We start from the raw sequence: 22,781 nt of genomic DNA on the forward strand, positions 1-22,781 counted from the left end.
CAGCCTATGGTCACGCGACTACGCTGGCTTCGTGCAGATCCTCACCAGGCGCCGCGCCGTCGGCGTCGTCGTCGCTCTGACCACCGCGGCCCTGGTCGCGGCCTGCTCGGCCGGCTCCGGCGAGGGCACCGGAGGAGCGCGTACGGACGTCGTCGTCGGACTGACCGGGGAGCCCACCAACCTCGACCTCACCACGACGTCGGGCTCGGCGATCCCGCAGCTGCTGATGAACAACGTGTATGAGGGCCTGGTGACCATCGACCAGGAGGGCGAGGTGCAGCCGCAGCTCGCCGAGTCGTGGGAGGTCAACGGGGACCGCACCGTCTACACGTTCACGCTGCACGAGGGCGTGCAGTTCTCCGACGGCTCGCCCTTCACCGCGGACGACGTCGTCTCCTCGATCGGCCGGGTCAAGGACGACTGGACGCTGAGCCTCAAGTCCAAGATGGACGTCGTGCGGAAGGCGGAGGCGACGAGCGACACGGAGGTCGCCGTCACCCTCGAGCACCCGAGCAACTCCTGGCTGTTCGACATGGGCACGTCGGTGGGCGCCATGTTCCCCGACGACCTGTCCGCCGACCTGGCGACCGAGGCGGTCGGCACCGGCCCCTACACGGTCGAGGAGGTCGCCACCGGCGACCGCATCACGCTCGCCGCCCGCGACGACTACTGGGGCGAGGCGCCGGCGATCCAGGACGTCACCGTCCGCTACTTCGCCGACGCCAACGCCCAGGCCAACGCCGTCCGCGCCGGTGACATCGACATGGCGTACAACCTGCAGGCGCCCGACCTGCTGGCCGGCCTCGAGCGGGACGAGGACCTGACGGTCCTCGACGGCACGTCGACGGGCGAGGTGCTGCTCGCGCTGAACAACACCGAACCGCCCTTCGACGACCTGCGGGTGCGCCGCGCGGTCATGCACGCGATCGACCGCAAGGCGGTGCTCGACACCGCATGGGCGGGGCACGGCGAGCTCATCGGCTCGATGGTGCCGCCCACCGACCCGTACTACCAGGACCTGACCGACGCCTACGCGTACGACCCGGACCGGGCGCGCGAGCTGCTGGCGGAGGCCGGCGCCGAGGACCTGAGCATCACGTTCGACGTCCCGACCCGTCCCTACGCCGAGGCGGTCGCCCAGGTGGTGGTGTCGCAGCTGAAGGACGTCGGCATCGACGCGAAGATCGTCCCCGCGGAGTTTCCGGCGGTCTGGCTGGACAAGGTGTTCACCGAGCACGACTACCAGATGTCCGTGATCCTCCACACCGAGGCCCGGGACATGCTGACGATCTTCGGCGACCCGGACTACTACATCGGCTATGACAACCCGCGGGTCGCCGAGGTCGCGGAGGAGGCCGACCGGAGCAGCCCGGACCAGTACGTAGCGGGTATGCAGGAGGTCGCCCGGATGATCGTCGACGACGCCGCGAGCGACCCGCTGTTCCTCTTCCCCAACACCGTGGTGGCCGACGCCGGACTGGCGGGCATCGCCGCGAACGCGACCACCGAGTCGATGGACCTGACCGGCCTGCGCTGGTCCGACAGCTGATCCGGCCGGCGCCGGACACCGCACGTGGCCAGACAACTCGCCTCGCACGTCGCCCAGCTCGTCGCCACGCTCCTGGTGGCGACGGCGGCGATCTTCCTGCTGCTGCGCGTGCTGCCCGGTGACCCCGCGATCGTCGCGCTCGGGATCGAGGCGTCCCCCGAGGCGCTCGTGGCCTGGCGGGCGGAGCACGGCACCGACGGGCCGCTCGTGTCCCAGTACCTCGAGTGGGTGGGCGGCCTGCTCACGGGGAACCTCGGCACGAGCTACGTGACGGCGCAGGACCTCACGCCCCTGGTCGCTGACCGGGTGCAGGTGACGGGCATCCTCGTGCTGCTCGGCATGCTGATCGCCCTGGTGGTGGCGATACCGGTCGGCACGCTGGCCGCCGTCTGGCACCGGAACGTGGGTGGCGTGACGCTGTCCGCGGTGAGCCAGGTGGGCGTGGCGGTGCCGAACTTCCTCGTGGGCGTGCTGCTCGTGGCGCTGTTCGCGGTGCGGCTCGGCTGGCTGCCGTCGGGTGGCTGGGTGGCGCCCGTCGAGGGGTTCGGGGAGTTCTGGCGGCACGTGCTGCTGCCCGCCGTCGCGCTGGGCTCCGTGCAGGCCGCGATCATCACGCGATACGTACGCAGCGCCGTGCTGGAGATCATGCGCGAGGACTTCCTGCGGACCGCCCGTGCCAAGGGGCTCACGTTCACCGGCGCGCTGGTGCGGCACGGGCTGCGGAACGCCGGCGTGCCGATAGTGACCGTCGTGGGTGTGCAGATCGCGTCGATGCTGATCGGCGCGGTGGTCATCGAGCGGGTGTTCGCCGTGCCTGGCCTCGGCAGCCTGCTGCTGGACTCGGTGGGCAACCGCGACCTGCTCGCCGTGCAGTCGATAGTTGCGGTGCTCGTCGTGCTCGTGGTGCTGCTGAACTTCCTGGTCGACCTCGCCTACACCCTGCTGGACCCCCGGCTCAGGAGGGCGTCATGACCGGCCCGGCCCGCCGCGCACGCGTGCACCCCCAGCTCGCGATCGGCGCGGTGCTGGTCGGGCTGGTCGTCGTCACGGCCCTGGTCTCGCTCGTCTGGACGCCGTACGACCCCGAGCACGCGGGCGCCGAACGCCTCCTCCCGCCGGGGGCCGAGCACTGGCTCGGTACGGACCGGTTCGGCCGTGACGTGCTCTCCCAGGTCATGGCGGGCGCGCAGGTCACCCTGCTGGTCGGCCTGGTGGCGGTGGGCATCGCGGCGGTGGTCGGCGTGCCGCTCGGTGTGCTCGCTGGGATGCGCGGCGGGCGGCTCGGCGCCCTCCTGATGCGGGGCAGCGACATCCTGCTCGCGTTCCCCGGACTGCTGCTCGCGATAGTCCTCGGCGCCGTCTACGGCGCGGGCACCGTGACGGCGATGGTCGCGCTCGGCATCGGCTCGATCCCGGCCTTCGCACGCGTCGCACGCGGCGGGACGCTCCAGGTCGTCCGGTCCGACTACGTGCTGGCCGCCCGGGCCGCGAACCGCGGCGAGCTCGCGATCGCCGCACGGCACGTGCTGCCCAACATCGGCGGCATGGTGATGGTGCAGTGCTCCGTGAACTTCGCGACCGCCGTGCTCGCCGAGGCAGGGCTGTCCTTCCTCGGCCTGGGCACACCCCCGCCGACGCCGTCGTGGGGCCGCATGCTGCAGGAGTCGCAGCAGTTCCTCGGGGTCGCCGACCACCTCGCGATAGTGCCAGGCGTCGCGATAGCGGTGGCCGTGCTCGGGTTCAACCTGCTGGGTGACGGCCTGCGCGACGTCTTCGACCCCCGCCTCTCCGCGGTCGCCCCCCAGGCCCGGGCCGTCGAGCCGAACCCGGTGGTCGAGCCCGATACGTTGGTCGAGCCAGTCGAGACCCCCCAACCGCCCGGCGACCCCCAGCAGCCCGCCGCCCTCGACATCCACGACCTCACGGTCCGCACCAACAGCGGCCGCCCGCTCCTGTCCCACGTCTCCCTCCGGGTCGGCCCCGGCGAGCGCGTCGGCCTGATCGGCGAGTCCGGCTCCGGCAAGACCATGACGGCGCTCGCGGCGCTCGGCCTGCTGCCCGACGGCGTCGCGGCCACCGGTCAGGTGCGGCTCGCCGGCGTGCCCGGGAACCTCCTGGACCGGGGCGAGCAAGCCATGGCCCGGCTGCGCGGCGAGGCGCTGTCGATGGTCTTCCAGGAGCCGATGACAGCGCTGAACCCGCTGATGCGCGTGGGCCGCCAGGTCGCCGAGGCGATGACGCTCCACGGGACGACGAGCCGGACGGCGACGCGGCGCGCCGCCGAGCTGCTCGCCGAGGTGGGCCTGCCCGGCGGCGCCGCCCGGCGCTACCCGCACGAGCTGTCCGGCGGGCAGCGCCAGCGGGTGGGGCTGGCGATGGCGCTGGCCAACGACCCGGCAGTACTCGTGGCGGACGAGCCGACGACGGCCCTCGACGTCACCGTGCAGCGCCAGGTGCTGGACCTGATGGTGCGGCTCGTCGAGGACCGGGGCGCGGGGCTGCTGTTCATCACGCACGACCTGGCGGTGGTGTCCCAGGTCTGTGAGCGGGTGGTGGTGCTGCTCGAGGGTGTGGTGGTCGAGGAGGGCCCCGTCGCCGAGGTGTTCGCGCACCCGCGGCACGAGTACACGAAGCGGCTGCTGGCGGCGTCGGCCCTGGAGCCCCGGCTGCCGGCCGCACCCCGGGAGACCCGGGAACCGCTGATCCGCGTCGCGGACGTGACCCGTACCTATCCGAGCCGCGGCGAGGTGGTGCACGCGCTGCGGGGCGTCTCGCTGGAGGTCCAGGAGGGGCAGCGGTTCGGGATAGTGGGCGAGTCCGGGTCGGGCAAGTCGACCCTGCTGCGGATCGTGGCCGGGCTGGACCGGCCGACGTCGGGGCACGTGACGAGCGCCGGGGTGCGGATCGGCGCGGACGGGGTCTCGACAGGCTCGACCAGCGGTGCTGGTGCTCCCGGGCTGGGCGACCTGCGGGCGGCGCTGCAGGTCGTGTTCCAGGACCCGTACAGCTCGCTCGACCCCCGTATGACGGTGGGCGACATCGTGGCGGAGCCGCTCCTCAACCCCGCGAACGTCCGGGCCGGCGGCCCGCGCACGGCGTTGGCCCGCCGGGACGCGGTGCGGGAGATGCTGGACGCCGTCGGCCTGCCGCTCGACGCGACCGAGCGGTACCCGCACCAGTTCTCGGGCGGGCAGCGCCAGCGCATCGCCATCGCGCGGGCGCTCGTGTGCAGGCCGCGCATCCTCGTGGCGGACGAGCCGGTCAGCGCGCTCGACGTCTCCGTCCGGCGGCAGGTGCTGGACCTGCTCGCGCGGCTCGCGGACGAGCACGCCCTGACGCTGCTGCTCGTGTCGCACGACCTGGGCGTGGTGCGGCACGTCTGCGACCACGTGGCGGTGATGCGCGACGGCCTGATCGTGGAGCAGGGGCCCACCGACCAGGTCTACGACACCCCCCATCACGAGTACACGCGCCGCCTCCGCGACGCGACCCCCCTCCTCCTCTTCTGACAGCTGGGCAGCCCCAACCGCCTGAGCTCTTCGTTCGTCTGCCCTCGTGCGGGCGGCACATGCCGCCCATTCCTCACGAAGGAGACAGCAGATGCGCGTCAGAGCAGGTGCAGCGGCGATGCTCGCCGCAGTCCTGGTGGGCGGGGGAACGGTGGCCTCGGCCGCTGGGCCCGGCGATCCGCCCGCCGCCACGACGGCCGGCACGACGTCCAGCGCGACGTTCGGCACGGCCGCCACCCGGTCCGGCACACCAGGTACCGCTACCTCGACCGTCACGCTGATCACGGGCGACCGGGTCACGGTCACGCAGTCGGGCGGCCACACCCAGGTGGTCGGGATCGAGCCCGGAGCGGGCCGCGAAGGCGTCGGGTTCTTCCAGCGGACCGAGAACGGCCGCTTGCTCGTCATTCCGACGGACGTGTCCGGCCTGGTGCCGGATCGCCTCGACCAGGCGCTCTTCGACATCGCGGGCCTGGCCGACGCCGGCAACGGCAAGTCCGATCAGGGCACCGTCCCCGTCATCGTTCAGGCCACCGCGTCCGGCGGTGCGGCGGCGAAGGGCGCGCGGTCGGCGTCGACCGAGCCCGACTGGGCGGGGCTGGGTATCGAGCCCGAACGCAAGCTGGAGTCGGTTGGCGCGGTCTCCGCGGATCTGGACGCCGACGCCGCGACCGACCTGCTGGCCGCCCTGCAGGCCCGACCGGCGAAGGACCAGCCGGCGAACGCCCGGACGGCAGCCGCTGCTCCGGCAGACCTCAAGGTCTGGCTCGACGCCCCCGTCGAGGCGCTCGACGTGGACTCGTCGCCTCAGATCGGCGCACCCCAGGCCTGGGAAGCGGGCTACACGGGCGAGGGCGTCACCGTCGCGGTGCTCGACACCGGCGTGGACACCACCCACCCCGACCTGGACGACGTGACGATCGGGTCGCGTGACTTCACCGGTTCGGGAAGCACCACCGATGGCTTCGGTCACGGCACGCACGTCGCCTCGATCGCCCTCGGCTCGGGCGAGGCGTCCGACGGCGTGAACCGCGGTGTCGCGCCCGGCGCGGACCTCCTGGTCGGCAAGGTTCTGGCCGACGACGGCTACGGCCGGACATCCTGGATGATCGAAGGGATGGAGTGGGCGGCGAACGAGGGCGCCGACATCGTCAACCTGAGCCTCGGTCAGCCCGGGTTCTACAGCGACGGGACGGATCCGTCGTCCCTGGCGGTGGACGCGCTGAGCACCGAGCACAGCACGCTGTTCGTCATCGCCGCGGGCAACGAGGGGGAGGACGGCAACGGCACGGTGACCGCCCCCGGGTCCGCCGACTCCGCGCTGACCGTGGGCGCCGTGGATGACGCCGACGAGGTCACCTGGTTCTCCAGCCGGGGCCCGCGCGGCGGGGACAACGCCCTCAAGCCTGACGTGGCCGCCCCCGGCGACGCTATCGTCGCGGCCCGTGCGGCCGGGACGACGATGGGCCCCGTCGTCGACGACCTCCACGTCTCGGCCTCGGGCACCTCGATGGCCACCCCGCACGTCGCGGGTGCCGCGGCAGTGCTCAAGCAGGCCCGGCCGGAGCTCACGGGTCAGGAGCTCAAGTCGATCCTCATGGGTTCCGCCCAGGACACGCCCGGGACGGTGTGGGACGAGGGCGCCGGCCGGATCTACCTGCCGACCGCCCTGGAGCAGCGGGTCGAGGCAACGCCGTCGTCGCTCTCCTTCAACACCTTCGAGTTCCCGCAGGCGGGGTCGGAGACCCAGACCCTCACGTACGAGAACCCGACGGACGCGCAGGTCACGCTCGACCTCGCGGTCGACGTGACCGGTCTGGACGGCGAACCGCTGCCGGACGGCGCCGCCACACTCTCGGCGGCATCGGTGACCGTGCCCGCGCAGGGCAGCGCCACCGTTGACGTCACGGTGGACCGCACCACCGGCGAGTTCGGGGCCCACTCAGGGGCCGTCGTCGCGACCACTGACGGCGGAGGCGAGATCCGCACCCCTCTCGGCTGGTTCAAGGAGTCCGAGGTCTACGACCTGACGATCCAGGCCGTCGGCCGGGACGGCGAGCCGTACGGCGGAGACACGCGCTACGCCCAGGCGGGCGTGCTGAACGTCGACGACGGCTCGATCTTCGGCGAGGTCGTCCGGCTGCACGACGGCACGCAGACCGTGCGCGTCCCTGCCGGGACCTACTCGATAGCCGGCGACCTGTGGGCAGAGGACGCCGCTGAAGAGATCACCGAGCTCACGTCGTCCGTCCACCCCGAGGTCGAGGTGACCGGGGACACCACCGTGGTCCTCGACGCGCGCCGGGCAGAGCCGGTCACCATTACCACGGAGCGGCCGGCGGACCTCCGGGTGACCACTCTCGGTGTCTTCCGGACCGACGCGCCCGACGAGTATCTCTACACGGCCAACACCAGGGTCCCCGGCACCACCGACGTGTACGCGACACCTACCGAGGGGGTCACCGAGGGCACCCTCACCTTCAGCGCCGGGTTCGCCCTGGCGGCGCCGACCACCGGCGAGCAGGCCCCCGAGTACACGTACGACCTGCTGTACGTCCAGGACTCCGTCGAACAGCTCGCGTTCGAGGCGACGTCTCAGAACACGGCGGCGGTCGAGGCCGGCCACGCCGATCTCGGCCCTGGCACGGACGTGAGTGCCCGATGGTCGGGTGAGGCCCCCAACAGGTGGTGGATCCAGACGAACGGTTACCACCGCCCGGTCGAGCCGGGCAGCGTCCACACCGCGTACCTCAGCCCGGGCGTGGAATGGGCCCGCAACAGCAGGCTTGCGCCGGACGACGGATCGGAACCGGCGTACTTCTACGGCAAGCGCCACCTGTTCGCACCGGGCGAGGAAGGAGCGGAGACCCTCGGTAGCGCGGTGCTCAACACCAGGCTCCGCGAGGACGGCCTGTTCCAGACCCAGGGTGAGGGGCTCGCCCTGGTCCTCCCCGGGTGGACCGACGGCGAGGGGCACGCGTCCTCGGGGGAGGACCAGTCCGAGCACCTGCGGGTGTGGCAGGACGGCACCCAGGTGACCGATGTCGACGGTTACGGGGCCGACGTCCCCGTCCCGGTCGAGGGCGCCGACTACCGCGTCGTCCTCGACGCCGAACGGGCCACCCCCTGGTGGAACCGGTCCACGCGAGTGAGCACGGAGTGGGCCTTCCACGCCGAGCAGGCTGGTTCCGGCGCGTCGGTCAAGCTGCCCGTGCTCGACGTCGCCTACGACGTCGCGGGCATGGACCTGGCCAACAAGGCGCCGCGGCGGACCACCGCCACGGTGACCGTCGGCCACCAGGTGGGCAGCGCGGGCGGCACGGTCACGGGGGCCCGCCTCTCGTGGTCACCCGACGACGGCGCTACCTGGCGCAAGGCCACGCTGCGCCGGACCGGTGCGGGCGTCTACACCGCTGACCTTCGGGTGCCGAAGGGCACGGAGCACGTCTCGCTCCGCGTCGAGGCGAAGGACAAGGCGGGCACGACCATCAAGCAGACGGTGATCCGGGCCTACGGGGTCCGCTGACACCAGACCTCGCAGCGGGCGTGCCGCACGGCCTCGGCGTCGTGCGGCACGCCTGCGGGTGACGCTCCTCTTGGCGCGCTGAACAGGCACAACGCCGAATCCGCCGCCCAACCATCTGCGCTCCTCGCGCGTTATCCCCCGTGAGGTGGCATTCATGCCGCCGGCTTCTCACGAAGGAGACAGCAGATGCGTGCCAGAACAGGCGCAGCAGCAGCGGCGTTCGCCGTAGCGGTCGCGATGGGGGCGGGGGTACCGGCGTGGACGCTCGGCGCCTTCGCGGCGGGAGCGGACGGTGACGGCGCCGCCGTCGGGCCAGAGGTCCTGACAACAGCAGGCACCCCGACCACCGCGTCCGTCACCCTGATCACCGGCGACCGGGTGACGCTCACCCGGCACGCCGACGGCCGCAGCTCGGCGGCCGTCACGCCCGGCGCGGGACGCGAGGGCATCGCCTTCCAGCGGATCACCGAGGGCGACCGCCTGTACGTGATCCCCGCCGACGTCGCAGGCCTCGTGCCCGACCGGATGGACCGTGCGCTGTTCAACGTCTCGGGCCTGGTCGCGGCCGGGTACGACGACGCGCACCGGGACACCGTCCCGGTCATCGTGCAGGACGCCGCCGTGGCGCACGAGGCAGTCGCGGGGCGGGACGCGTCCCTCCGGGGCGACCAGCAGTCGTCGGGCGAGCGCAAGGCACCGGACCGGCCGCAGCCCGACTGGGCGGCGCTCGGCCTGGAGCCTGAGCGGACGCTCGAGTCGGCCGGGGCGATCTCGGCGGACCTGGACCGCGCGGCGGCGGCCGACCTGCTCGCAGGACTGCGGCGCGATGCGTCGGGGTCGGCGGCCCGCTCGGCCACACCCGACGTCAAGGTGTGGCTGGACGCACCCGTCCAGGCGCTCGACGAGGACTCGATGCCGCAGATCGGTGCCCCCGCGGCCTGGGAAGCGGGCTACACCGGTGAGGGTGTGACGGTGGCGGTGCTCGACTCGGGCCTCGACCGCACCCACCCGGACCTGGACGACGTGGTGGTCGGGGCCAAGGACTTCACCGGCTCCGGGAACACCAAGGACCTCTACGGTCACGGCACGCACGTCACCTCGATCGCGCTGGGCTCCGGCGACGCGTCGGACGGCATGAACCGCGGCGTCGCGCCGGGGGCGGACCTGCTCGTCGGCAAGGTGCTCGACGAGTTCGGCGGCGGCCAGATGTCCTCGGTCGTCGACGGCATGGAGTGGGCGGCCGGCGAGGGCGCCGACGTCGTGAATCTGAGCCTCGGCGAGTTCGAGAACTACACGGACGGCACCGATCCGACCTCCGTGGCCCTCGACACGCTGAGCGCCCGGCACGGGACCCTCTTCGTCGTCGCGGCGGGTAACGACGGCGAGTACGGGACGGTGGCCACCCCGGGGGCCGCGAGCTCCGCCCTGACCGTGGGCGCCGTGGACGATGCCGACAAGGTCGCCACCTTCTCCAGCCGCGGCCCGCGAGCGCTCGACCAGGCGATCAAGCCGGACGTCACCGCGCCGGGGGTCGAGATCGTCGCGGCCCGTGCCGTCGGCACGAGGCCAGATTCGGGCACCGGCAAGTACATCGCCTACAGCGGCACGTCGATGGCAGCTCCGCACGTGGCGGGCGCAGCGGCGCTCCTCAAGCAGGCACGCCCCGACCTGTCGGGGCAGCAGCTCAAGGCAGTGCTCATGGGCTCCGCCCAGCACACGAGCGGTGGCGTGTTCGACGAGGGCGCCGGGCGCATCTACCTGCCCGCCGCGCTGGAGCTGCCGGTCGTGGCTTCTCCCGCCTCGCTGTCGTTCGGCGGGCTGGAGTTTCCGCAGAAGGGCCGCGTGACGCGGACGCTCACCTACGAGAACGACACGGACGCCGCGGTCACGCTCGACCTCGCGGTCGCGGCGACCCGCCAGGACGGCAAGCCCCTGCCGGCCCGCGCCGTCACGCTCGGTTCGAGCACGCTGACCGTCCCGGCGCAGGGCACCGCGTCCGTCGACGTCCGTGTGGACACGACGGTCGGCGCCGTCGAACGCCGTTACTCGGGCGCCGTCACCGCCACCGGGCCGGCCGGCCAGGAGATCCGTACCCCGCTCGGCTACTATAAGGAGCCCGACCTGGCCGACCTCGACATCGACGCGGTCGGGCGCGACGGGAAGCCGCACGCCGGTTCGTCCACCGTCCGTATCGTGAATGTCGACGACCCCGCCCTGTTCAGTGAGCACCTGGAGATCGGCGCCGAGGGTGTCGACCTGCGGGTCCCGCCGGGCAAGTACTCGGTCACGGGCTTCCTGTGGACGGCGGACGAGGAGTTCGTGGTGTCCGAGGCGACCGCCGTGCTGCACCCCGAGATCGAGGTGGCCGACGACACGACGCTGGTCCTCGACGCGCGGACGGCGCGGGAGCTGACGGTGACCACCCAGCGGCCCGCGGACCTCACGTGGCTCGCGCTGGACGACACCCGGACCGCGGCAGACGGCGAACCCTACGGTTTCGGGATCATGGTCACCGCCGGAGCGAAGGCCTACGCGACGCCCACCACGACTGCGGTCACCACCGGTCAGCACGACCTGCAGACGCACTTCGTCCTGACCGGACCTTCGAGCGCGAGCCGTCCGCCGTCGTACACCTACGACCTCCTGTACACGCAGGAGGTGGTGGACACGTTCAAGTTCCGGGCGACGGAGCGGAACACCGCGGCGATCGCCACCGGTTATGCGGCGCTCGGCGCGGACCACCGGAGTGCGAGCGCGCGGGTCGGTTTCGCGGCCGATCACCTCTGGGGCTCGGCGGTGTCCAGCCCGGTCACGACCCCTGGCCGGCGCACGGAGTACGTGAGCGCGAACGGCGTCGCGTGGGGCCACGAGGTCTACGCAGGTGTGGAGGAGCCCGACGAGGGCTACTTCAAGAGCGAGCCCCGGGAGTACGCGCCGCAGGAGAAGGCACGGGCGACCGTTGGCGGCGCGGTGCTGAGCACCCGGCTCGACGAGGGCGCGATCACCGCCGCGGGGCGCACGCTGGACCTCGGCCTCGTCCCCTGGAGCGACGCCGGCAGGCATCAGTTCGAGTCGTTCGACGGGGACACCACGCGGCTCCGCGTCTGGCAGGACGGCGCTGCCGTCGCCGACAACACGTACCCGTCGGCGGAGGTGCGCATCCCCGCTGGAGGCGCCGACTACCGCGTGGTGCTCGGCGCGGCGCAGGAAGCGTCCTGGTGGGACAGGTCCACGCAGGTGCGCACCGAGTGGAACTTCCACACCGAGCCGGGCGGCTCCGCGGCCGAGCCCGTACACCTGCCGGCCCTCGACGTCGCCTATGCGGTCAAGGGCATGGACCTGAGGAACGAGGCACCGCGCCGGACCACCGCCACGGTGACCGTCGGCCACCAGACAGGCAGCACCGGTAGCCCGGTCACCGGGGCGAGCCTGTCGTGGTCGGCCGACGACGGTGCCACCTGGCACAAGGCCACGCTGAGCCGGACCGATGCCGGCGTCTACACCGCGGGCCTCGACGTGCCGGCCGGCACCGAGCACGTCTCGGTCCGCGTCAGCGCGAAGGACAAGTCGGGCGGCACCGTCCAGCAGACGGTGATCCGGGCGTACGGCGTCCGCTGACGCCAGGCCCCAGTGTCAGGCCCACAGGTCACTCCGGTGACCTGTGGGTCTGACCCGTACCTGTGCCGTGTAGCCTCTGCGCGACATGAGCGAGCAGACGACCAGCGGCGACAGCGATCTCCCGGGGCTCGACGCCGCCGCCCGCCGCGTGATCGGGTCGGCCGGTAAGGCGCCGATCCGCGTCATCTTCGTGCCCGGGCTCGGCGACCGGCTGCCGCCCCTGGTGCACCTCCAGCGCGAGGCGCTGCGCACCTGGCGGGCGCTCGGCGTGCGCACCACCATGTTCCGCGTCCGCTGGTCCTCGGACGCCTCGTTCCAGGACCGGCTGGACCGCCTGGACGAGATGATCGAACGGTACGAGCAGCGCGGCGAGCGCGTGGCGCTCATGGGTGCGTCCGCCGGCGCGGGCGCGGTGCTCGCGGCCTTCGCCCGACGGCGTTCGGTGGTCGCCGTCATCATCATCGCCGGGAAGTTCCTCGAACCCGAGGACATCATCAAGCCGGTCCTCCTGCGCAACGCGCCCTTCGCGCAGTCGCTCTCGACGGTGCCGAAGCTCCTGGAGGAGCTGGGCCCGGACGACCGGGCGAAGATCCTCAGCCTGCGGTCGGCCAGGGACGGCGTGGTCGACGACGAGGACACGCTGCTGGAGGGCGCCGTCAACGAGACCATGCGCGTCGTGGGCCACGTGATCGCCATCGGTTACGCGCTGATGTTCCGGGCCCGCAGGGTCGTCCGGTTCCTGCGCGAGACCATGACGGACTGACACGTCACAGTCCGTGCCGCCCCCGCGCGGCGAGTGCTAATGTGTCTCACATCGTGAGCATCTTTACCTGTTCCTGCTGTCGCCGCTGAGCGGTTGCCGAAAGGCGACCCCCTGGCGCGATCCCTCGCGCCGCCGACAGCAGTCCGCGCTCACACCGCATCCACCTGCACGTGCTGACTCCAGCGTTCGCCTTTCCGGGCGGCCAGGAGATCGGGGCGGAGCCATCGACGGATGCCGGGACCGCCGCCGTCGGCGCACCCACGCACCCTTCGAAAGGACCATCCCATGCCCGGCATCCCCGTACTGGACCTCTCGCTGCTCGACGGCGGCCCCGACGACCAGGCGCGTTTCCGCGACGAGCTGCGGCGTGCCACCCACGAGGTCGGCTTCTTCTCCCTGGTCGGACACGGCGTCCCGCGCGAGCTGATCGACCGCGCCTACGCCACGGCCAAGGAGTTCTTCGAGCTCCCCGAGGAGCAGAAGCGCGCGATCGAGAACGTCAACAGCCCGCACTTCCGCGGCTGGACGCGTATGGGCGGCGAACGCACCCTCGGCCGCGTCGACCAGCGCGAGCAGATCGACATCGGCGCCGAGCGCCCTGCGGTTCCGGCCGAGCCCGGGAAGCCCGACTTCTGGACCCTTGAGGGCCCGAACCTCTGGCCCGAGTCCCTGCCCGCGCTGCGCGAGGTCGCCGAGGAGTGGCTGAGCCGGCTCGACGGTGTCGCCACGCGCCTGCTGCGGGCGTGGGCGGAGGCGCTCGGGGCGCCGTCCGACACGTTCGACGCCGTGTTCGAGCGACCCTCGCCGGCTCTGAAGATCGCCCGCTACCCGGGGATCGAGGCGGACGCGCCCGCACAGGGCGTCGGCGCGCACAAGGACCTGGGAGTGCTCACGCTCCTCTCCGTCGAGGACGGCAAGGCCGGCCTGCAGGTGGAGAAGGACGGCGAGTGGCTCGACGTCGTCCCGCCCGCCGGCGCGTTCGTCGTGAACATCGGCGAGCTGCTCGAGATCGCTACCGATGGCTACCTGAAGGCGACCCTGCACAGGGTGGTCTCCCCGGCGCCGGGCACGGAGCGCATCTCGATCCCGTACTTCCACGGGCCCGCGCTCGACGCGTCCATCCCGACGATCGACCTGCCACCCGCGCTCGCCGCCGACGCACCCGGCGTGACCAGGGACCCGGCCAACCCGCTGCACGCGGTGTTCGGGGACAACTGGCTCAAGAGCCGGCTGCGCGCGCACCCGAACGTCGTGGAGGCGCAGCACCCGCACCTGCTGCAGGACGCCTGACGGGCCTCAGGGAGACAGGTACCCCTGGGACTGTGTTGCTGAGAGTGGACAATGTCTACTCTCAGCAACACAGCCCGGGTGCGTGGGCTCTCCCTGGGGCTCGGAGTAGCGCGACTTACGGACGCTTCAGAGACCGTGGGGACGCGCCCCCTTGTCGCCGACACCCTGGGATCCGCACACTCTGGCTATGACGACCTTCCAGGACACCTCCGCCGCCGTCGCGCACTTCGCCGGGCGGCTCGCCTTCGAGTCCGACGTCAGCGACGTCCACTCCGCGCTGGCCGCGGGCACCCCGTTCACCCTGGTCGACGTCCGGTCTCCGGAGTCCTGGAACCAGGGCCACCTCCCCGGCGCGGTGCACCTGCCCGGAGGCAAGGTCCGCCTGCGCGCGGAGCAGTCCATCGATCGGGCGAAGCCCGTCGTCGTGTACTGCTGGGGCCCTGCCTGCAACGGGGCGACCAAGGCCGCGCTCGAGTTCGCGAAGCTCGGCTACGACGTCAAGGAGATGATCGGTGGGTTCGAGTACTGGGTCCGCGAGGGCTTCGCGTACGACACGTCGAACGGTCCGGTCCAGCCGGACACGGACCCGCTGACCGCCCCGCTCTGACGGTCCGCCGGGATCAGGCCGGGCGGTAGCGGTTCTCCGGGCGGCCCGTCGAGCCGTACCGGGGGCTGACCTGCGCGTGTCCCTCCGCGACCAGGTGCTCCAGGTAGCGGCGGGCGCTGACCCGCGACATCCCGACCGACTCGGCGACCTCTGCCGCCGACGCGTCCTCCGCGGTGCCGCACAGCCGGCCGAGAGCCTCCTGGACCAGGGTGCGGCTCCGCTCGGAGAGCCCCTTGGGCGGCAGGGTGGTCGCGGTCCGCGGCCCGGCCAGGAGCTGGTCCACCTCGTCCTGGTCGAGAGTGGTCTGCGCGCGGCGCACGTCCTCGCGCCGCTGCCAGACCTCGTCGAGCCGCTCGCGCAGCGCGGCGGACGTGAACGGCTTGACCAGGTAGGCGACGACGCCGCCGGCCATCGCCTGTCGCACGGTGTCCAGCTCGCGTGCGGCGGTGGTGGCGACGACGTCGACGGGCGGGCCGGGCAGCAGCCGTAGCCGCCGGAGCACGTCGAGCCCGCCGATGTCCGGCAGGTGCAGGTCGAGCAGCACCAGGTCGGGGCGCAGGGCGGAGGCCAGCTGCAGCGCATCGGCGCCGTTCCGGGCCTCGCCCACCACCACGAACCGCGGGTGGCTCTCCACGAATCCCCGGTGCACGACGGCGACTGCCGGGTCGTCCTCGACGACAAGCGTCCGCGCCTGCTCGGTCATGTAGTCGTCTCCCTGGTTCCCGCGGCGGCCGGGGTGCGCTCCGCCGGCGCGGGCGCGGGCGCCGACGCCGGCGCCGCCGCGGGCAACGGCAGCTCGACGGTGATCCGTGCCCCGCCGAGGTCGCCGGTCCCGATGAGCGCCTCGCCGTCGCGCCGGTCCACCACGCGCCGGACCAGCGCCAGGCCGATGCCACGGCTGTGCTCACGGTTGCCTGGCACCTTCGTGGAGAACCCTGCCTTGAACACCTGGTGGTGCAGGTTGGCGGGGATCCCGGGGCCGTCGTCGTCCACCCGGAGGCGCAGCAGCGCGTCGTCGAGGTGCAGCAGCACGCGGACCTGGCCCTCCGGGCCGACGGCGTCGACCGCGTTGTCGATGAGGTTCCCGAGCACGACGAGCGCGTCCGCGTGCAGGGACGAGGCCTCCGGCGTGGTGGGCGGGTCGAGCGCGGACGCGTCGTCGACGTCGAGGATCACCCCCCGCTCCCGTGCGGTGATCGCCTTGACCAGCAGCAGCGCCGCGAGCTCTGGGGACCGCACGCCCGGCGCAACGGCGGACGAGGTGAGCAGCCCGCCGTAGCCCGACCGCTCGATGAACGCGACCGCCTCCTCGGTGCGGCCCAGCTCCAGCAGCCCGGAGATCACGTGCACCGTGTTGGCGAACTCGTGCGACTGGGAGCGCAGCGCGTCGGTGATGCCGCGGGTCTCCAGGAGGCCCGCGATGTCCTCCGGCTCGAGCAGGTAGATCCGGCGACGGACGAGGCGGGTCACCCAGGCCGCGCACAGCACGCCGACCGCCGCGGCGACCGCGAGCGCCCCGAGCAGCCAGCCGCGGTCGTCGGTCAGGTCGGCGCGCAGCTCGGACTCGAGGATGCCGACGCTGGCGGTGCCGATGACGGGGGCGGGGGCGGCGTCGTCGGCGGCGTGACCGAAGACCGGCACCTTGACGCGCCAGGACGTGCCGAGCGTCCCGGTCTGGGTACCGGTCCACACCTGCCCGGACAGCGGTACGGAGGGGTCGGTGGAGACGCGCCGCCCGATCTGCTCCGGGTCGGGGTGGGAATAGCGGACGCCGTTCTCGTCGGTGACGACCACGTAGGTCACCTCTGAGGCCTCGCGGATCACCTCGGCGATCGGCTGGATCGTGGCGGACGGGTTCTCGTCGTCGTACGCGTCGACGATGGCGGGCAGGCGCGCGACCGACTGCGCCACCCCGGTCATCCGGTCGACGTAGGCATCACGGAGCTGGCGCTCCTGCAGGGTGGACGCCACAAAACCGGTGGTGCAGACGAGCACGAGCACTATGACGACTTGCAGCATCAGCAGTTGTGCCCGGAGCGTCATCGCTCTTCTCACGGATGCCAGTGTGCACCGGGCGGCGGCAGGTGCGGTAGCCGAGGGGCCGTGAACAAAACGACCACAACCTTCGTTGCGACCACAACCCGGCCCGTTGCGGGGGTGCTCCCTACGCTCACGCCGAGGTGGAGCGAGTGCCGGCGACGTGGCCGGACCGGTCCACGATCTCGCGACTTTCACTCAGCCGCATCCACTCAAAGGAGAAGATATGCGCGTCATGCGAACCGGGGCTGCCCCGGTCGGGATATTTCTGGCCCTGACCCTCGCGGGCTGCTCGGCCCTGGAGGCAGGCGGCGGTAGCGGCGGCGACGCGGCCATCGACGAGCTCGCCATCGTGGTCCCGGCGGGTCCGGGCGGCGGCTGGGACCAGACGGGCCGTGCCATGCAGGCCGACATGCAGGAGGCGGGGCTGGTCGGCAACGCTACGGTGACCAACGTCGACGGTGCGGGCGGCACGGTCGGCCTGGCGAACATCGCCAACGCCACGGACCCGAACACCCTGCTCGTGATGGGCCTGGTCATGGTGGGCGCTGTCGAGACCAACGAGGCGCAGGCCCGGATCGAGCACACCACCCCGATCGCGCGCCTCACGGAGGAGCAGGAAGTCATCGTGGTCCCGGCGGAGTCGCCGTACAAGACCGTCGACGACCTCGTCGAGGACATCACGAAGAACGGCAAGGACGTGTCGATCACCGGCGGGTCCGCCGGCGGCACGGACCACATCCTCGCGGGGATGCTGCTCCAGGCCTCTGGCATGCCGTCGGAGCACATCCAGAACAAGCTGAACTACATCGCCTACTCGGGCGGTGGCGAGTCGCTGGCTGCGCTGCTCGGCAACAACGTGAGCGCGGGCATCTCGGGTATCAGCGAGTACGCCGAGCAGGTGGCGGCCGGTGAGCTCCGTGCGCTCGCGGTGTCCGGCGAGGAGCGGGTCGACGCCCTGCCCGACACCCCGACCCTCACCGAGGCCGGGTACGACGTCGTCCTCACCAACTGGCGCGGCGTGGTCGCCCCGGGCAACATCGAGGAGGCCGACAAGGAGGCGCTGACCACTGCCGTCACCGAGCTCGCCGCGTCGGACGCGTGGAAGGCCACGCTCGAGGAGAAGGGCTGGGACGACGCCTTCCTCGCCGGTGACGAGTTCGACACGTACCTCGAGGGCAACATCGCGGAGATCCAGGTGGTGCTCCAGGACATCGGTCTCATCCAGTGAGGCCCGACGACGCGGCGCCCCTGGCGCCCACAGCACCTGGTGAGCCGACGGCGGAGGCCGGCCCTCCGCCGTCGGACAGCCTCGAGCCGGGGGCCGCACAGCCGCCGCGCCGTCGGTGGGGCGAGCTCGTCCTGGCCCTGGCCACCACTGCGCTCGGCGTGTACGTGCTGGTCGCCGCTGGGAGCATCACCGTGCCCAGCTCGACCAACACGCTGGGGCCGCGCGCCTTCCCCTACCTGGTGGGCGGGCTGCTCGCCGTCGTCGGCGTGGTGCTGGTCCTCCTGGTCCTGAGCGGCCGGGGCGGTGAGGAGGAGGGCGGCGAGGACGTCGATCCCACCGTCCGCACCGACTGGCTGACCGTGGTCCTGCTCGTGGTCGCCCTGGTCGTCCACGTGTTCCTGATCAACATCATCGGCTGGCCGTTCGCTGCGGCTGTCCTGTTCGCGGCTGCCGCGATGATCCTGGGCGCGCGCCCGTGGTGGCGCGCGGCCCTGACCGGGCTCGTGCTGGGCCTGATAGTCCAACTGATCTTCGGCGGGCTGCTGGGGCTGTCGCTCCCGCCCGGCCCGCTGCTCGAAGGGGTGCCGTTCCTCCATGGATAACTTCTCCGCGCTGCTCGAGGGGTTCACCACCGTCCTGCACCCGGTCTACCTGTTGTGGGCGCTGTTCGGCGTGTTCATCGGCACGGCGGTCGGCGTGCTGCCGGGCATCGGCCCGGCCATGGCCATCGCGCTGCTCCTCCCGCTGACCTACACCCTGGAGCCGACGGCGGCGATCATCGCCTTCGCCGGCATCTACTACGGCGGCATGTACGGCGGGTCGACGACGTCGATCCTGCTCAACACACCCGGCGAGTCCGCGTCGATAGTCACGGCGATCGAGGGCAACAAGATGGCCCGTGCCGGGCGCGGCGCCGCCGCTCTCGCGACCGCGGCCATCGGCTCGTTCGTCGCCGGCACCATCGCAACGGTCGCGCTCACGTTCCTGGCGCCGGTGATCGCCGACGTGGCGGTCCAGCTGGGCGATCCCGACTACTTCGCCCTCATGGTGGTCGCGTTCATCACCGTGGGCGCCCTGATCGGGTCCTCGGTCCCGCGTGGCCTCGCGTCGCTCGCCCTCGGCCTGTTCCTCGGGCTGGTCGGCACCGACACCCTGACGGGCCAGCAGCGCTTCACGTTCGGTGTGCCCAACCTGGCCGACGGGATCGACGTCGTGGTGGTCGCCGTCGGCCTGTTCGCCGTCGGCGAGGCCCTGTACGTGGGCTCGCGGATGCGGCACGGGCCCATCAAGGTCATCCCGATCGAGAAGGGCTGGCGCTCCTGGATGAAGCCGGACGACTGGCGTCGTTCCTGGAAGCCGTGGCTGCGCGGAGCGGCCATCGGCTTCCCGGTGGGCACCATCCCGGCAGGCGGGGCCGACGTCGCGACGTTCCTCTCCTACGCCACCGAGAAGCGGCTCGCCGGCAAGGAGCGCCGCAAGCAGTTCGGCAAGGGCGCGATCGAGGGCGTGGCAGGTCCGGAAGCCGCCAACAACGCCGCTTCGGCGGGTGTGCTGGTCCCGCTGCTCACCCTCGGCCTGCCCACGACGGCGACCGCGGCCATCATCGTCGTCGCGTTCCAGTCCTACGGCATCCAGCCGGGCCCCCAGCTCATGCTGAACGAGTCCGCGCTGGTGTGGGCGCTGATCGCGAGCCTGTACATCGGCAACCTCATGCTCGTGGTGCTGAACCTGCCGCTCGTCGGCATGTGGGTGAAGGTGCTGCGCATCCCGAGGCACTACCTCTACGCGGGCATCCTCATGTTCGGCGCGCTCGGCTCCTACGCGCTGCACTTCTCGCCGATCGACGTGCTGCTCCTGGTGCTGATCGGCGCGGCAGGGTTCTTCATGCGGCGCTACGGGTACCCCGTGGCACCGCTGGTGGTCGGCATGATCCTCGGCCCGATGGCGGAGGACCGGCTGCGCCGGTCCCTCGCGATCAGCCAGGGCGACCTGAGCTACCTGGTCGCGAGCCCGTTCGCCGCCTCGGCGTATGTGGCGATCATCGTGCTGGTGGCCGTCGGCATCTGGCTGAAGCGCCGCGAGCGCGCTCAGGCCTAGGCTGCGGACATGGGTACAGCACTGATCACCGGCGGGTCCGCGGGCCTGGGACTCGAGTTCGCACGGCAGCTCGCGGCGGCGGGACACGGCCTGGTGCTCGTGGCCCGCGACGAGGAGCGGCTGAACCAGGTCGCCCTGGAGCTCCGCGCCGCCCACGGTGTGGCGGTAGAGGTGCTCCGGGCGGACCTGTCGGTGCCCGACGACGTCGCGCGGGTCGCGCAGCGGCTCGCCGTCGTCGGCGGCAGGCCCGAGGACGGCGACCTGCCGCCCGTGGGGCTGCTCGTCAACAACGCGGGCTTTGCCACGAGCGTGAGCTTCGCCAAGGGCCGCGTCAGCACCGAGCGCCGCGGGATCGACGTCATGGTGAAGGCGGTCGTGGAGCTGACCCACGCCGCCGTCGGGCAGATGCTCGAACGTGACCAGGGCGCGATCCTCAACGTCGGCTCGGTGGCGGCTCTCACCGCCGGCGGCGCCTACGCCGCAGCCAAGGCGTACGTGCGGACGTTCACCGAGGCCCTCGCGGTCGAGCTCAAGGGCACCGGTGTCACCGCCACCGTGGTCGCCCCCGGGTTCACACACACCGAGTTCCACGCCCGGGCAGGCATCCCCAAGTCGGCGATCCCGGAGTGGGCCTGGCTCGACGCCTCCCACGTCGTCCGGGAGGCACTCGCGGACGTGCGCCGCGGCGTCGTCCTGTCCACGCCGTCGGTGCGGTACAAGGTGGCCGCCGCCGCGCTGCGGGTCGCGCCGCGCTGGGCCGTCCGCGCCCTCGGCAAGTACCGCTGACGGACGGCGTGGCCCGGCGGGCCGGGCGGTCCGGGCGCCCTCCGGCGCCGGGCCGTCAGAGCCAGCCGACCTTCTTGAAGATCCAGTAGAAGATCCCGCCCAGGCCGACCATCCCGGCGAGCGCGAGCGGGTACCCGAGCGCCCAGTGCAGCTCTGGCATGTAGTCGAAGTTCATGCCGTAGATGGTGCCGATCAGCGTCGGCGCGAAGAGGATCGCGGCCCAGGCGGAGATCTTCTTGGTCTGCTCGCTCTGCTGGAGACTGATCTCCGACATGCGCCGCATCTCCTCGTTCTGCTCCTGGGTCACCAGGGTGGAGTGCACGTTCAGCGCGTTCGTCAGCAGCGCGCGGAACGTACCCGACGTCTCCGCGTGCTTGACGGCGTGGTCCAGCACGTTGCGCAGGCTGCGCTGCAGCTCGACGTAGCGGTGCTCCTGGGCCTCGGCGGCGGGGGACCGTTCCTCGTTCGCGTCGTGCAGCGTCTGCAGGATGTCGACCAGCGGGCTGGTGGCCCGCTGCAGCCCGATCACCTCGCGGGTCGCCTCGTAGATCCGCAGGGAGACCTCGGGGTCGCGGGAGAACAGCTGGTCCTCTACCTGGTCGATGTCGCCGCGGAGCCGCGAGATCACCGGCCGGTAGGTGTCGACCACCTGGTCGAGCAGCGTCGCGAGGATCGCTACCGGCCCGAGCCGCAGCAGGTCCGGGTCCTGCTCCAGCCCGGCCCGCATCTGGGCCAGGTCCGGTGCGGCGGACCGCCGGATGGTGACCACGAAGTCCGGCCCCACCCAGGCGTGCACCTCGCCGAACTCGACCCGGTCGATGTGCCCGTCGCCGTCGTCGTCCACGCTGCGCGCGGGGTGCAGCACCACGAACAGGACGTCGTCGTAGTGCTCGATCTTCGGGCGCTGGTGCGCGTGGATGGCGTCCTCGACGGCGAGGTGGTGCAGGGAGAACTCCTCGGCCACCGCCCGGATCTCGTCGGGCTCGGGCCAGGCGAGGTCGACCCAGGCGGTCCCGCCCCGCTCGCGGGTGACCTCGCAGGTCTCCTCGATGCTCACCGGGTTCGCCGTGCGCTTGCCGTCCACGTACACCGCGTTGTCCATGATGCTCACAGCAGAACCCTCCCAGAGGTCCACGGCAACCCGGACCGGCGTCCGCCGCGACGTACCCTTGCACCGTGAACGCTGACTTCTCCCCGACCCCGCGCGAGCAGCTGGCAGAGCTCATCAAGGAGCTCGCCGTGGTGCACGGCAAGGTGACCCTGTCCTCCGGCAAGGAGGCCGACTACTACGTCGACCTGCGCCGGATCACGCTGCACCACCGGGCGGCCCCGCTCGTGGGCCACGTGCTGCTGGACCACCTCGAGGAGGTGGGGCTCGGCACCGCCGAGATCGACGCTGTGGGCGGCCTCACCCTCGGCGCCGACCCGATCGCGGACGCGCTGCTGCACGCCGCTGCCTCACGCGGCCAGGACCTGGACGCATTCGTGGTGCGCAAGGCGGCGAAGGCGCACGGCATGCAGCGCCAGATCGAGGGGCCGGACATCGCGGGCCGCAAGGTGGTCGTCGTCGAGGACACCACCACCACGGGTGGCTCGCCGATCGCCGCGATCGAGGCGGCGCGCGCCGCCGGCGCGGAGGTGCTCGGCGTGGCCACGATCGTCGACCGGGCCACCGGGGCGGGCGAGAAGATCGAGGCGCTCGGCGTGCCGTACCACTACCTCTACGGCCTGCAGGACCTGGGCCTCGCCTGAGCCTGAGCCTGAGCGG

16 protein-coding genes are annotated in these 22,781 nt (G+C 72.1%); 13 read left to right on the forward strand and 3 right to left on the reverse strand.

All coding sequences use genetic code 11. The features are described 5' to 3' along the window. The first annotated feature begins 31 nt into the window (after positions 1 to 31). The 8 genes from AB0F70_RS05555 to AB0F70_RS05590 all read left to right on the forward strand — a co-directional run bounded on the left by AB0F70_RS05555 (position 32) and on the right by AB0F70_RS05590 (position 14,862). A complete protein-coding gene (locus AB0F70_RS05555; RefSeq protein ID WP_357444395.1) occupies positions 32 to 1,549 on the forward strand; it encodes an ABC transporter substrate-binding protein in 1,518 nt (505 codons plus the stop codon). Positions 1,550 to 1,573: 24 nt separating this feature from the next. Continuing rightward, complete coding sequence (locus tag AB0F70_RS05560; protein ID WP_357444398.1) at positions 1,574 to 2,521, forward strand: ABC transporter permease; 948 nt, start codon at positions 1,574 to 1,576, stop codon at positions 2,519 to 2,521. Continuing rightward, positions 2,518 to 5,058, forward strand: coding sequence for a dipeptide ABC transporter ATP-binding protein (locus tag AB0F70_RS05565; protein WP_357444401.1), 2,541 nt, complete (start codon positions 2,518 to 2,520; stop codon positions 5,056 to 5,058). Before AB0F70_RS05560 ends, AB0F70_RS05565 begins: the two co-directional genes overlap by 4 nt. A gap of 91 nt (positions 5,059 to 5,149) precedes the next feature. Beyond that, a complete protein-coding gene (locus AB0F70_RS05570; RefSeq protein ID WP_357444404.1) occupies positions 5,150 to 8,584 on the forward strand; it encodes a S8 family peptidase in 3,435 nt (1,144 codons plus the stop codon). Between the two features lie 186 nt (positions 8,585 to 8,770). Continuing rightward, entirely contained in the window at positions 8,771 to 12,202 is a 3,432-nt protein-coding gene (locus AB0F70_RS05575) for a S8 family serine peptidase (RefSeq protein ID WP_357444407.1), read from the forward strand. Between the two features lie 85 nt (positions 12,203 to 12,287). Continuing rightward, entirely contained in the window at positions 12,288 to 12,965 is a 678-nt protein-coding gene (locus AB0F70_RS05580; RefSeq protein ID WP_357444410.1) for a hypothetical protein, read from the forward strand. A gap of 285 nt (positions 12,966 to 13,250) precedes the next feature. Next, on the forward strand, positions 13,251 to 14,255 hold the full coding sequence (locus tag AB0F70_RS05585) for a 2-oxoglutarate and iron-dependent oxygenase domain-containing protein (protein ID WP_357444413.1): 1,005 nt from the start codon (positions 13,251 to 13,253) through the stop codon (positions 14,253 to 14,255). A gap of 187 nt (positions 14,256 to 14,442) precedes the next feature. After that, positions 14,443 to 14,862, forward strand: a complete 420-nt coding sequence (locus tag AB0F70_RS05590) for a rhodanese-like domain-containing protein (RefSeq protein ID WP_357444416.1) — start codon at positions 14,443 to 14,445, stop codon at positions 14,860 to 14,862. A gap of 13 nt (positions 14,863 to 14,875) precedes the next feature. Here the strand turns inward: AB0F70_RS05590 and AB0F70_RS05595 are convergent, their stop codons facing one another. Together AB0F70_RS05595 and AB0F70_RS05600 are read right to left on the reverse strand one after the other, a co-directional pair. Continuing rightward, on the reverse strand, positions 14,876 to 15,565 hold the full coding sequence (locus AB0F70_RS05595; RefSeq protein ID WP_357444419.1) for a response regulator: 690 nt from the start codon (positions 15,563 to 15,565) through the stop codon (positions 14,876 to 14,878). Beyond that, the gene (locus AB0F70_RS05600; protein ID WP_357444422.1) at positions 15,562 to 16,917 is read right to left on the reverse strand and encodes an ATP-binding protein; all 1,356 of its coding nucleotides are present in this window, start codon (positions 16,915 to 16,917) and stop codon (positions 15,562 to 15,564) included. Before AB0F70_RS05600 ends, AB0F70_RS05595 begins: the two co-directional genes overlap by 4 nt. Before the next feature lie 208 nt (positions 16,918 to 17,125). Between AB0F70_RS05600 and AB0F70_RS05605 the strand changes: the two genes are divergently transcribed. From AB0F70_RS05605 to AB0F70_RS05620, 4 genes are read left to right on the forward strand one after another with little or no spacing between them, the layout of a single operon-like run. After that, positions 17,126 to 18,130, forward strand: coding sequence for a tripartite tricarboxylate transporter substrate-binding protein (locus tag AB0F70_RS05605; protein ID WP_357444425.1), 1,005 nt, complete (start codon positions 17,126 to 17,128; stop codon positions 18,128 to 18,130). Continuing rightward, positions 18,127 to 18,732, forward strand: coding sequence for a tripartite tricarboxylate transporter TctB family protein (locus tag AB0F70_RS05610; protein WP_357444428.1), 606 nt, complete (start codon positions 18,127 to 18,129; stop codon positions 18,730 to 18,732). Before AB0F70_RS05605 ends, AB0F70_RS05610 begins: the two co-directional genes overlap by 4 nt. Next, a complete protein-coding gene (locus tag AB0F70_RS05615) occupies positions 18,725 to 20,227 on the forward strand; it encodes a tripartite tricarboxylate transporter permease (protein WP_357444431.1) in 1,503 nt (500 codons plus the stop codon). The genes AB0F70_RS05610 and AB0F70_RS05615 overlap by 8 nt, the downstream gene beginning before the upstream one ends. A 9-nt stretch (positions 20,228 to 20,236) precedes the next feature. Continuing rightward, positions 20,237 to 21,013: an SDR family NAD(P)-dependent oxidoreductase gene (locus AB0F70_RS05620; protein WP_357444434.1), complete on the forward strand. Its 777-nt coding sequence runs from the start codon at positions 20,237 to 20,239 to the stop codon at positions 21,011 to 21,013. A 55-nt stretch (positions 21,014 to 21,068) separates the two neighbouring features. Here AB0F70_RS05620 and AB0F70_RS05625 read toward each other — a convergent pair whose 3' ends face one another. After that, the gene (locus AB0F70_RS05625) at positions 21,069 to 22,124 is read right to left on the reverse strand and encodes a magnesium and cobalt transport protein CorA (protein ID WP_357444437.1); all 1,056 of its coding nucleotides are present in this window, start codon (positions 22,122 to 22,124) and stop codon (positions 21,069 to 21,071) included. Positions 22,125 to 22,189: 65 nt separating this feature from the next. Between AB0F70_RS05625 and pyrE the strand changes: the two genes are divergently transcribed. Beyond that, the gene (pyrE, locus tag AB0F70_RS05630; protein WP_357444440.1) at positions 22,190 to 22,765 is read left to right on the forward strand and encodes an orotate phosphoribosyltransferase; all 576 of its coding nucleotides are present in this window, start codon (positions 22,190 to 22,192) and stop codon (positions 22,763 to 22,765) included. The last annotated feature ends 16 nt before the right edge of the window (positions 22,766 to 22,781 follow it).

Source organism: Promicromonospora sp. NPDC023805 (assembly GCF_040639635.1).
Lineage (GTDB): Bacteria > Actinomycetota > Actinomycetes > Actinomycetales > Cellulomonadaceae > Promicromonospora.